Source organism: Aestuariivita boseongensis, from assembly GCF_001262635.1.
In the GTDB taxonomy this organism is placed as follows: Bacteria; Pseudomonadota; Alphaproteobacteria; order Rhodobacterales; family Rhodobacteraceae; genus Aestuariivita; species Aestuariivita boseongensis.
The window spans coordinates 1-10927 of the sequence record NZ_JXYH01000025.1 but is presented as its reverse complement, the minus strand read 5'-3'; the positions used below and the strand labels follow the sequence as shown (position 1 = coordinate 10927).

Below are 10927 nucleotides of genomic sequence, written 5' to 3'. Positions count from 1 at the left end.
GCTCAAGGCTCGTCGGTGATCCGCCGCGCGCCCTCTGCCCCTTCGGTCAGCAGCCGGTTTGCGTCCGGCTGCACCATCAGATCGCAGAAAAGCGTGCGTTCATCCGCAAAAGTCTCAGGCCCCGCCGACATCGCCTGACGCACAAGCCGCTTGATATGACTGGCCGCCCGCGCGGGCTTTCCCGCCATGCGCTGCGCCAGCGCCAAGGCCTCCGCCCGCGCATCGGCCACTGAGGCCGAGGCAAGGCCCGCCGCCACCATCTCATCCGGGCTCAGCGTATCGCCGGTTAGCGTCATGTGCAGCGCGCGCGACTGGCCGACAATCTGCGGCAAGCGCTGCGTGCCCCCCGCGCCCGGCAGGATGCCCAGATTGATCTCCGGCAAACCATATTCGTGATCGCCCGCCTGCACGATGCGCAGATCACAGGCCAGCGCCAATTCGAACCCACCCCCCATCGCGGTGCCGGTCATTGCCGCGATAAAAATCGTCTCGCTGCCCTCCATCAGCCGCATGGCGATATGAATGGGCGCTTCGGGCACCGGGCGGTCAGTGGTAAAAACCATCTCGCGCGCAGCCATCTGCGCGGCCTGCGGGGCCAGCACCTTCAGATCGTAATGCCGGATAAACACGCCCGGTTCAGCCCCGGACAGAACACAAACCCGGATCGACGGATCGCCTGCAATCTGCTCTATCGCCTTCAGCAGATCGGCTTCCATCGCGCGATCCATGAACCCCTGATCGGCATTGTGAAACACGATCTCTGCAATCGCGCCATTGACCGTCAAAACCGTCTGACCACCGGACATTTCACACCTCCCCAAATGCAAACCAAGCCTAGAATTTTCATCCTCGAAATTCAAACAAACAATCGGTAGAATAACGGCCAAGGCGTACATATATGCGCCTGATCACAGCCGCCCGTCTCGCCCGCGGGCCAGCAAAAAGGGAGGCCGGGTCTTTGGCACCGCAACAGGCACGTGCGCGCGCGCAAGACGACACGCAAACTCAACAGCGACCGCGTCGCAGAAACAAGCGCGAAGATGTTCTTCGCAAAGCATCTGCACTGATCGCGCGCCACGGGTTTGACGGCACCTCCATGCGCGATATCGCAGCTGCTGTCGATATGCTGCCGGGCTCGCTCTATTATCACTTCCCGTCAAAAGAAGACATGCTGCTGGCCATTCACGAGCGGGTGGTCACGGACATGATCGCCGATACCGAGGCCGCCATCGCCAAGGGCACAACGCCGTGGGATCGGCTGGAACGTGCCGCCGTCGCTCACCTGAAGGCGCTTCTGGGCAGCGGCAATCTGGTCACGATCATCTCACCCAATTTCGCCGAGGACCGTGAAGAGCTGAACCAGAAGCTCAAAGCGCATCGCCGCGAATATGAGGAGATCTTCAAACGCCTGTTTGAGGATATCGACCTGCCGGATGATGCGGATCGCAGGCTTTTGCGCCTTCAGCTGCTGGGTGCGCTGAACTGGGTGCCTGTGTGGTACTCCAAGAAACGCGGAACATCGCCCGAGAAGATCGCGACATCCTTTGTCAGGGCCATCCGCCCCGATGCGGCGTGACGCCCCGGCGGGACGTCACGCAAAACTCACTTAATCGGCGAAGGTAAAGATGCCGTCCAGCAGGCGGCCACCGCCCAGGATCTGATCCACTTTCACCTGTGCCAAGGCGCTGCCTTCTGCGCCCTGAATATCGACGGACACGGCCTCGCCCCCGCAGAAGGACCCGGTGAACGGGATCTTCAGCCCGGCCTCACCTGTTGTGCCCACGTAATTCAGCGTGCCTGCCGCGGGGCCGCATTCACTGCCCGGTTTGATGACAATCGTGATCGACCCGGTGCCATCGCCGCCGGTGCCGGTCCATGTGTCGCCCGACCCGCTTTGGTTGGCATCCCCGGTGCCAACGCCCGCGTTGAAATGGGTGTTCATCGCCGCCGCGACCTTGGGATCCGGGCCATACCAGCCGCCAATGATATACCGCGCCGGCGCGCCGATGGCGGAATCAAACCCCTTCACGTTGATATAGGCATAGGCCGCGCTGTAGGGCGTCAGACCAAAGCCGCCTTCGGCATCATAAACGTTCAAACCGCCCGACAGATCGTCAGCAGGTTCCACGCCATCGGGCAGCAAACCGTCCAGGCTGTCCGCATCCCAGGTCACGGCGATGGTGACGGTGTTGGCCCCGGTCATTAGATAGGGCGGCGGCGGGGCCGTCTCTGCCCCAGCGGCTGAGGCCAAAAGCCCGGACACAACAAACGAGGCCGCGGCCAGCGGTTTAACAAATGTCTTCATAATTTCCTCCCATACGCTGCGGCGCCCCACCCCCCTCAGGTCGCAGCATCTTTCCAATACGGGGCGCGAAGGTCTTTCTTGATCACCTTGCCCAGCGCGTTGCGCGGGAAGTCCTCACGCAGTTCGACGGCAACAAGGCGCTGCGTTTTCGCCAGACGTTCATTGGACCAGGCCTTGATCGCCTCCGGATCAGGCGACGCGCCGGAGGCCGGGATCACCAGCGCCAGACAGCTTTCGCCCCATTTCGGATGCGGCACGCCGATGACCGTGACATCCATAACGTCAGGATGCTGGCCGACGATGGCCTCTACATCCGTGGGAAACACGTTGAACCCGCCCGAGATGATCATGTCCTTTTTCCGGTCCACGATCTTGAGGAACCCGTCCTCATCCATCACGCCGACATCGCCGGACCGGATGAAGGTGCGCCCGCGCTCATCCCGCCAGATCAGCTCGGCCGTTTGCGCATCGCGCTTGTTGTATTCCGACATGATGCCCGCGCCGTACCCTGCGATCTCCCCCGGTTCGCCGGGCGGCAATTCATTGCCCTCGTCATCCAGAATGCGCACCTCGAACCCCAGAACCGGGGTGCCGACGGTGTCGAATTTCTCCGCATGCTGATGCGGCTTCAGCATAGAGGCGAAGCCCTCGGAAAAGCCATAAAGTTCAAACAAGCCCGGTGAAATCCGCTCGATAATCTGGCGTTTGGTGTCGCGGCGCAGGGGCGATCCGGCCGACAGAACCGTGCGCAGGGAACTTAAATCCGTGCTATCCAGCTCGGGCCGCTCCAGCACCATCAGGTATTGCGCGGGGACCATGAAGGTATGGGTGATCTTTTCCCGCTCGACCGTCTTCAGGAACGCGGCCGCATCAAACGCGGGCATCACATGCAGCGTTCCCCCGGCAAAGAGAATGGGCAGCATCATCAACCACGTGCCGTTCGAGTAAAGCGGCGTGGTCGTCAGCGCGCGGCTGTCTGACGAAAAGCTCATCTCCACCGCGTTGGAAAACGCCCAATGCAGGCGCGCGCGGTGGGTCTGCACGATCCCCTTGGGCAGCCCCGTGGTGCCCGAGGAATAGATGATGTTGAACGCATCCGTCAGCGCGTGGCGGATATCAGGCATCGTGTCGGGCGATGTCGCATAGATATCGGCGACATTGCCCCACCCGTCAGTCTGGAACCCATGGGCGATCCAGGTCCGGATCCCCGGCAGCTTGGCGGCCAGCGGCGCCACCCGCTCTTCGAACTCGGCCGACACAAAAGCGGCAACCGCATCGCAATCGCTCAGCAGGCTTTCCAGCTGCTCCGCGGTCAAAAGCCCCGACAAGGGCACGACACAGCCCCCCGCCCGCACCACTCCGAACAGACATTCCAGCATGTCCACTGAATTGCCCATCATCACCGCAACGCGGTCGCCTTTCTGCACGCCTGCCGCGATCAGGTGATTGGCCACGCGGTTGATATTGCCGACAAAATCGCCCCAGCTGCGCGTCTGATCGCCACAAATCACGGCATCCTTGCCGGGATAGTGGCGCGCATGCGTAGCGAAAAGATCGGGCAAATAGACCTGCGGGTCGTCCAGTCGATCAGTCATGGATTGCGTCTTCCCCATCCTGTCAGTGCGCTGCGCATCGGTGCGTCAGCGTCATTTTGGGCACGTCCGACACCCCGCGCCCGGATGCGCGCGACCGTCGGTGACAAGCCTCTCTCTCCCACCTGAAAACTTAGCGCATTTTTGCGCAGTTGCCAAACAGTTGATTGTTAGAATATTGAAGGCAGATCGGAGGACAAACCATGTGGCCAGAGGATCGAACCGGACCCGCCCTGCGCGCAGATCTGAAGGCGCGGCTGCGCCTGCCGCTCTTTGTGGCGCCGATGTTTCTGATCTCGGGGCCTGAGCTGATCATCGCCTCCGCCCGCGCCGGAGCATTGTCGGCTTTTCCTTCCGTAAACGCGCGCACTCCGCAGGATCTGGACCGGTGGCTTGCGCAGATTGCAGAAGGAGCCGACGGCGCCGCCCCCTGGGGCGTCAACCTGATCGTGCATCATTCGAACGCACGGCTGGAACATGATCTGGCCGCCACCGTGCGCGCGCAGGCCCCTTTGGTGGTGGCCTCGGTCGGTGCGCCCGATGCGGTCACGGGGCCGGTGCATGACTATGGCGGGCTGGTCTTTTCCGATGTTGCCAGCTTGCGCCACGCGCGCAAGGCCGTGGCCGCGGGCGCGGATGGGCTGGTGCTGCTGACCGCGGGCGCGGGTGGAAACACCGGTTGGCTCAACCCATTTGCCTTTGTCGCCGCGGTGCGCGAGTTCTTTGACGGCCCCATCGCCGTTGCGGGAGCCATCGGCACAGGCCGCGCGCTGCACGCGGTCGAGGTTCTGGACGCCGATCTGGGCTATGCCGGAACGCCTTTTATCGCAACGGAAGAAAGCCTCGCCCAGCCGGGGCACAAGGACATGGTCACCACGACGGACGCAGACGGCATCATGCTCTCTGATCTGGTCACCGGCATCCCGGCCAATTTCGCACGCGACAGCCTGATCGCCGAAGGGATTATCGACGAGAAAGGCCAGGCGCTTCATCACGGCGCGCTGGACTTGGCCTCGTGGAAAACGGTCTGGAGCATGGGCCACGGTGTGGGCCAAGTGACGGGTATCCGGCCCGCCGCCGATCTGATTGACGATCTGGCCCGGCAGTACCAGACGGCCCGTCAGATCGCGCGGTCGTAGCCTTCCCAAAACGGCGCGCGGATCTCACGCTTGAGAACCTTGCCGGTCGCGTTGCGGGGCAATTCATCGCGAAACTCCACCGATTTGGGCGCGCGCATGCTGCCCAGCCGGTCTTTGCACAGCGCAATCAGCTCCGCCTCTGACACCGCTCCCCCTGCGCGCAGCTCGACCAAGGCCTTGACCGCCTCCCCCCAATCAGGGTCCGGCACACCGATCACGGCGGCCTCCTGCACATCCGGGTGCGACAGCAGCTCCCGCTCCACCTCCGCCGGATAGATGTTGAACCCGCCCGACACGATCATGTCCTTCTTGCGATCGACCAGCGTGACATAACCCTCGGCATCCGCCACGCCTATATCGCCGGTCAGGTACCAGCCGTTCTTGAACGCCTCGGCCGTGGCTTGCGGATTGTTCTCATAGCCCTGCGTCACGCCCCAACTGCGCACCGCCACCTCGCCCCGCGTGCCGGGCGGCTGGGGTTGGCCGTCGTCATCCACAATCGCCACCTGCCGCAGGATCGACGGCTTGCCGATGGACATCAGCCGATCCTCCCACACACCGCCCGCATCGGGGCGATGATCCTCGGGCGAAAGGAAACAGATCGGGCCAATCCCCTCGGCCTGGCCAAAGAAATTGGTCATCAACGGGCCGAAGGCAGCGATCGCCTCGCGCAGCTTCTGCGGCGCCATCGGGGCTGCGCCATAGGCAAAGCGGTGCAGGCTGGAATAGTCATGCTGCCCCAAATCGGGCGAGGACAACATCCGATAGATGATCGTGGGCGGCAGAAACAGGATCTGCGCGCGCTCCGCCTCAATCGCGGCCAGGATCGCCTCCGGCTCAACACTGTCCAGCAGAATATGCGTGCCGCCCGTCACCGTCAGCGCAAAGATAAATGACCCCGCGAAATGGGTCATCGGGGCCACGACCAGATGATTGACCGCCCCATGCACCTGCAGGGCGTGCAGCATATCCATGCAGGCGACCATGTTGCTCAGATGCGTGTGCCGCACCCCCTTGGATTTCCCGGTGGTGCCAGAGGTGGAATATAGCGTCCACAGATCGTCAGGCGCCTGCGCGATATGCGGCGCCTGCGTGCCGTCGGGGGCCATCCAGTCCGCCATCCCGTCATCGATGCAGATGGTCAGCGTCACCTTGGGGCAAGCGGCGCGCACCTCGTCCAATTCCCGCGCGAAACTTGAGTGATAGAACACCACCTCGGCCCCCGCATCCGCCAGGATCTGCGCATTCTGCGTCACCGCATTGCGCGCGTTCACGGGAACCATCACGCAGCCCGCGCGCCAGAAGCCGAACATCGCCTCCAGCCCGCGCCAGTCATTGGGCATGTAGACACCCACGCGCGTGCCGGGGCCAAACCCGTCGCGGATCAACGCGGCCGCGATGCGATCGGTGGCCGCCTGACTTTGCGCATAGCTGCGGCTGACATCGCCGTGTTTGACGAACACCGCCTCGGGCGTCAGGGCGGCGGATCGGTCGAAAAAGTCAATCAGGCGCATGGCTTACCCCATTGTGGCAGGCAGGAAGGTCGCAATCGCAGGGAAGGCCAGCAAAAGCGCCAGCACCACCATTTCGATGGCCAGAAACGGCAGCACCCCTTTGAAAAGCTGACCCGTCTTCACCCGCCCATCGGCCGAGGCCAACACCGCATAAAGGTTCAGCCCCACAGGGGGTGAGATCGCCGCAATCTCGATCAGCTTGACGATGATCACCGCAAACCAGATCGGATCAATGCCCAGCGTCTGGCTGATCGGATAGAGAAACGGCACCGCGATCACCAGAAGCGAGACGGAATCAAGGAACATCCCCAGCAGCAGGAACAACACCACCGTCATCGCCAGAAACCCGGCCACGCCAAGCTCGGTCGCGGTGACAAAGGCGCGGATATCGCCAATGAACCCGCTGATCAGCAAAAAGCGCGAGAAGACCAGACCGCCAATGACAATCAGGAAAATCATCGCCGTGATCCGCGCGGATTCGAGCAGTGCCTCCCAGATCTGGTTTCCTCCGATCCGGCGCATCGACAGCGCGATGAACAGTGCACCCGCAGCACCTACTGCGCCCGCCGCCGAAGGTGGGAAGAGCCCCGAATAAATGCCCCCCATCACAAGGATCATCAGGAGCAGAACGCTCCACACCTTGGACAGGGCGCGGAAACGCATGGGCCAGGTGATCGTCTCTTTCACCTCCGGCGCCCATTCGGGCCGCACGATCAGGAACAGGCGGATGCCAAACATATAGGCCCCGGCCGTCAACACCCCGGGAAGGATGCCCGCGATCAGCAGCGCGCCCACCGGCTCGCCCGTCAAAAGCGCGTAAAGCACCATCGCGATGGAGGGCGGGATCAGCCCCGCCAGCGTGCCCGCCGCCGCGATGCAGCCGGCGGAGACACCGGGATCATAGCGGAACTTCAACATCTCGGGCAGCGCCATGCGCGTGAAAACACCCGACGCCACCACGGTCGAGCCCGAGGCCGCCGCAAACCCCGCCTGCGCCATGATCGTGGCCATGAACAGGCTGCCGCGCACCCGGCTCAGCACGGCTTGCGCCGCGAAATAAAGATCGCCAATGATCCCCGCGCGCCCGGCAATCGCCCCCATCAGCACGAACATCGGCACCACGACAAAGGTGTAATCGCTGGCCAAAGTATAGGGCGTGGTCTTGAAGGTTGTCAGAACGAAAGACGCGCCAACGCTCAGGTAAAGGCCAATCGCGGCCACACTGGCCAGGGCAAAGCCCACCGGCACGCCGACGGCCAAAAGCAGCAACAGACAGGCAAAGGCGACACCGCCTTGTTCCAGACCGCTCATTTGGTGGATGCGTCCTCTTTCGGTCCCTTCAGACATTGCAGCACAAAGACCATGATGGTCAGCGCAGCCCCGAGGGCGCAGGCCACTTTCGCAGGCCAGATCGGATAGCCCAGCGTCGCCGCAGACACTTCCCAGATCTCAACGCTGTCGATGGCCAGCTGCGCCGTTCCATAGGCGATCAGTCCAAAGACCAACAGCCCCGCTGCCTGGCTGAGCCACCAGCCCAGCAAGCGCAGGCTGCGCGGCAGGAACGGCAGAAACAGATCAACGCCGATATGATCGCGCCTGCGCTGCACCAAAGGCCAGGCGAGGAAAATGGCAGCCGCAGCCAAGGTTCCGGACATATCGACCTTGAAGGGTAAGAACGTGCCAAAGATCTCACCCGATATGATGTCGGCCGCGCCCACAATCATCACGACGAACAGAACCGCGGCGCAAATCGAAATTGCCACACGTTCAGCCAATGTCGCTCCAGCCCCCAAGGCATTGGGGGAGGCATCGGCGTGATGCCCCCCCGCGGCGTTTTTTTCGGCGTCAGCCATTACTCGAAGCTTTTGGCCGCTTCGCGCTGCATCGGCACGATCGGTGCGATCGCGTCGCCCATGCCGTCGGCTGTCATCCGCTCTTCCCAGATCGCGATCATGTCGGGCGATTTGGCGACAAAGGCGTCCATATCGGCCAGTTCGATGCGCTGACCGCCAGCCTCTTCAAAGGTGGCATAGGCCTCGGCCTCGGCCCCTTCCAGCCATTCGAGGTCTTTCATCATCGCCTCCTGCGCCACTTCGGTCATCAGGCTACGCACGCTTTCCGGCCAGCTGTTCCAGCGATCTTGCGGAGCATAAAGCTGGAACGTGGTGAACGTGCCCGTGTTGATGTCCGAGATATAGGGCGCCACCGATTGCAGTGAAAAGAACGGCACCCATTCGATGGGGCCAAAGTTGCAATCCAGCGTCCCGCGCTGCAGACCTTCGCGGATTTCCGGCGCCTGCACACGTGTGGGCACCATGCCATAGGCTTCCATCCAGATCGGAACATAGGCCCCGCCAACCGCACGCACGCGCAGACCTTCCAGATCCGACATCTGGTTGATCGGCTTGTTGCAGGTCAGACGATAGGGCGATGTGACGGTCCATTTGATCGGCTGCAGGTTCAGCTCGGCCAGCTCAGCTTGGGTCGATTCCGCGCCATAGACCTCACCGGCCAGCTTTTGTGCTGTAGGCGCATCAGCCGACACCCGGTTCAGAAGACCCGCTGCGATCGACGTCATCGGCATTTCTGAGGCGTGCACAGCTTGCGCGAACACACCCAGATCGACCGCACCAGAGGACACAAGGTTTTTGATCTCCAACAGACCACCCAATTGGCCAGACCAGAAAATCTCGATCTTGATCTTGCCGTCCGACCGGCGCGTGACCTCTTCGGCCCACCACTTGTCCCATTGAACGGCAGGCCAGCTTTCCGGCAGCGGATGCGCCATGCGCAAGGTCACATCAGGATATTCTTCGGCGGTTGCCTGAAATGCCAGCAAGGACAGAACGGCAGCGCCAGCAAAACGCGCAGCAGATTTGAACATGTTTTCCTCCCTAAAAAACGCTCAGCGGGATGGCACACTCGACAGTCTGCGCCGCAGCAGCTACACCCCTTAACCTAACAATCGTTTGGTTTTTTGTTTTGTCAACACCAGGAGGCTCAAGTTGCTGGGCATTTCGCCTGCCATTCAACCTCGGATTGCTTTGCCGCGGCATCGAACCCGCTCAGGGGCGACCCGTGTCAATCCTTGCGCAGAAACGGCATCACTGTGCCCCGCGACCCCCTGACGACAGCCGGCCTTTTTGCGCGCTGGCGTCAGCAATCACCCACGCTGCGCGGCATTCAACTGATGTGCTTTTCCACCATCGCCTTTTCGGTGATGCACGCTCTTGTCCGTTTTGTCTCGCAAGAGCTGCCGCCGGTTCAGGTTGCCTTTTTCCGCAACGTCTTTGGCCTGGCTGTTCTGATGCCGCTGCTGATCCGGTCGCGGTTCGCGATGCTGCGCACCACCCGCCTCGGCCTGCACGCCGCGCGCGGCATCATCAACATCCTCGCGATGTTTTTGTTTTTCACCGCGCTCAGCCTGACACCGCTGGCCACTGTCACGGCCCTCAGCTTCACAGCGCCCGTGTTCATGGCGGTTCTGAGCGTTCTGTTCCTTGGTGAGAGGTTTCAAATTTACCGCTGGCTGGCGATCGCGTTTGGCTTTGCGGGCATGCTGATCATCCTGCGGCCCGGGATCATCCCACTCGATACCGGCGCGCTTCTGGTCACGGGATCCGCCCTGCTCTGGGCCGTTGCGATGATGCAGATCAAGATCCTGTCGCGGACCGATTCCAGCATCACCATCGTCGCCTATATGGGCATCTTCCTGTGCCTCTTTTCCATCGGCCCCGCGATCTGGGTCTGGCAACCGGTATCGTGGGAGAATTTGGCATGGATGGCACTGATCGGGCTGTGCGGATCGCTGGCTCAGGTGTCATTAAGCCAGGCGTTCAAGGAAACCGACCCGACCGCCCTGATGCCGTTCGATTTCCTGAAACTGATCTGGACCGCCCTAATCGGTATGCTGGTTTTCTCCGAGATACCGGACATCTACACTTGGATCGGCGGCGCGGTGATCTTCTCATCCGGGTTGCTGATTGCCTATCGCGAAAGGAAAAGCGGTCAGCGGCCGAGCCTTTGACCATCAAGCGAAAAGCGCGAAACCAAATGCGTCGCCTGAACCCCGCACATCGCCCGCCGTCGCTCGCGCAACGCGTGGTCCTCCAGCCTGGTCGGCTGCCAAAGATAAACGCGTGGGTCGATCCAGGTCAGGGCACAGGCCTGAGGTGTCTCCTGTGCTCGGCGAACTGCGCAACCGCAGTTCGCTGATCGTTGTCGGGAGCGCAAGGGTCTTGTGGGATGCGCTGCATTCTACCTCTCGCAGAACGCGACTATCGGAAGCGCGCGAAACTTAACAGGAACATCTCAGACTCTGCATAAGACATTTATATATTTGAATTTTCTTCGCTTGGTCACGTCCGTCAATGTGGT

At 61.9% G+C, this 10927-nt stretch carries 10 protein-coding genes; 3 read left to right on the top strand and 7 right to left on the bottom strand.

Features of this window, described 5'->3' with window-relative positions; all coding sequences use genetic code 11:
- Positions 1-2 precede the first annotated feature (2 nt).
- Positions 3-806, bottom strand: coding sequence for an enoyl-CoA hydratase/isomerase family protein (locus tag TR61_RS11130; protein ID WP_050930066.1), 804 nt, complete (start codon positions 804-806; stop codon positions 3-5).
- Between the two features lie 92 nt (positions 807-898).
- Between TR61_RS11130 and TR61_RS11125 the strand changes: the two genes are divergently transcribed.
- Positions 899-1576, top strand: coding sequence for a TetR/AcrR family transcriptional regulator (locus TR61_RS11125; RefSeq protein WP_050930065.1), 678 nt, complete (start codon positions 899-901; stop codon positions 1574-1576).
- A 30-nt stretch (positions 1577-1606) separates the two neighbouring features.
- Here TR61_RS11125 and TR61_RS11120 read toward each other — a convergent pair whose 3' ends face one another.
- Positions 1607-2305 carry a hypothetical protein gene (locus tag TR61_RS11120; RefSeq protein WP_050930064.1) on the bottom strand — a complete coding sequence of 233 codons (699 nt, stop codon included), beginning with the start codon at positions 2303-2305 and terminating at the stop codon, positions 1607-1609.
- A 35-nt stretch (positions 2306-2340) separates the two neighbouring features.
- The gene (locus TR61_RS11115; RefSeq protein WP_050930063.1) at positions 2341-3900 is read right to left on the bottom strand and encodes a class I adenylate-forming enzyme family protein; all 1560 of its coding nucleotides are present in this window, start codon (positions 3898-3900) and stop codon (positions 2341-2343) included.
- Positions 3901-4100: 200 nt separating this feature from the next.
- Between TR61_RS11115 and TR61_RS11110 the strand changes: the two genes are divergently transcribed.
- A complete protein-coding gene (locus TR61_RS11110) occupies positions 4101-5036 on the top strand; it encodes an NAD(P)H-dependent flavin oxidoreductase (RefSeq protein WP_050930062.1) in 936 nt (311 codons plus the stop codon).
- On the opposite strand, the gene TR61_RS11105 is transcribed toward TR61_RS11110, so the two are convergent.
- Genes TR61_RS11105 through dctP form a run of 4 tightly spaced genes read right to left on the bottom strand, consistent with a single transcriptional unit; the run spans position 5018 to position 9434 of the window.
- Positions 5018-6550, bottom strand: coding sequence for an AMP-binding protein (locus tag TR61_RS11105; protein ID WP_050930061.1), 1533 nt, complete (start codon positions 6548-6550; stop codon positions 5018-5020). The genes TR61_RS11110 and TR61_RS11105 overlap by 19 nt on opposite strands.
- A gap of 3 nt (positions 6551-6553) precedes the next feature.
- Complete coding sequence (locus TR61_RS11100) at positions 6554-7861, bottom strand: TRAP transporter large permease (protein ID WP_050930060.1); 1308 nt, start codon at positions 7859-7861, stop codon at positions 6554-6556.
- Positions 7858-8403 carry a TRAP transporter small permease gene (locus tag TR61_RS11095; RefSeq protein ID WP_050930059.1) on the bottom strand — a complete coding sequence of 182 codons (546 nt, stop codon included), beginning with the start codon at positions 8401-8403 and terminating at the stop codon, positions 7858-7860. The genes TR61_RS11100 and TR61_RS11095 overlap by 4 nt, the downstream gene beginning before the upstream one ends.
- Positions 8403-9434 carry a TRAP transporter substrate-binding protein DctP gene (gene dctP, locus TR61_RS11090; RefSeq protein ID WP_050930058.1) on the bottom strand — a complete coding sequence of 344 codons (1032 nt, stop codon included), beginning with the start codon at positions 9432-9434 and terminating at the stop codon, positions 8403-8405. Before dctP ends, TR61_RS11095 begins: the two co-directional genes overlap by 1 nt.
- Positions 9435-9659: 225 nt before the next feature.
- Between dctP and TR61_RS11085 the strand changes: the two genes are divergently transcribed.
- Complete coding sequence (locus TR61_RS11085) at positions 9660-10577, top strand: DMT family transporter (protein WP_082181940.1); 918 nt, start codon at positions 9660-9662, stop codon at positions 10575-10577.
- Positions 10578-10927 lie beyond the last annotated feature (350 nt).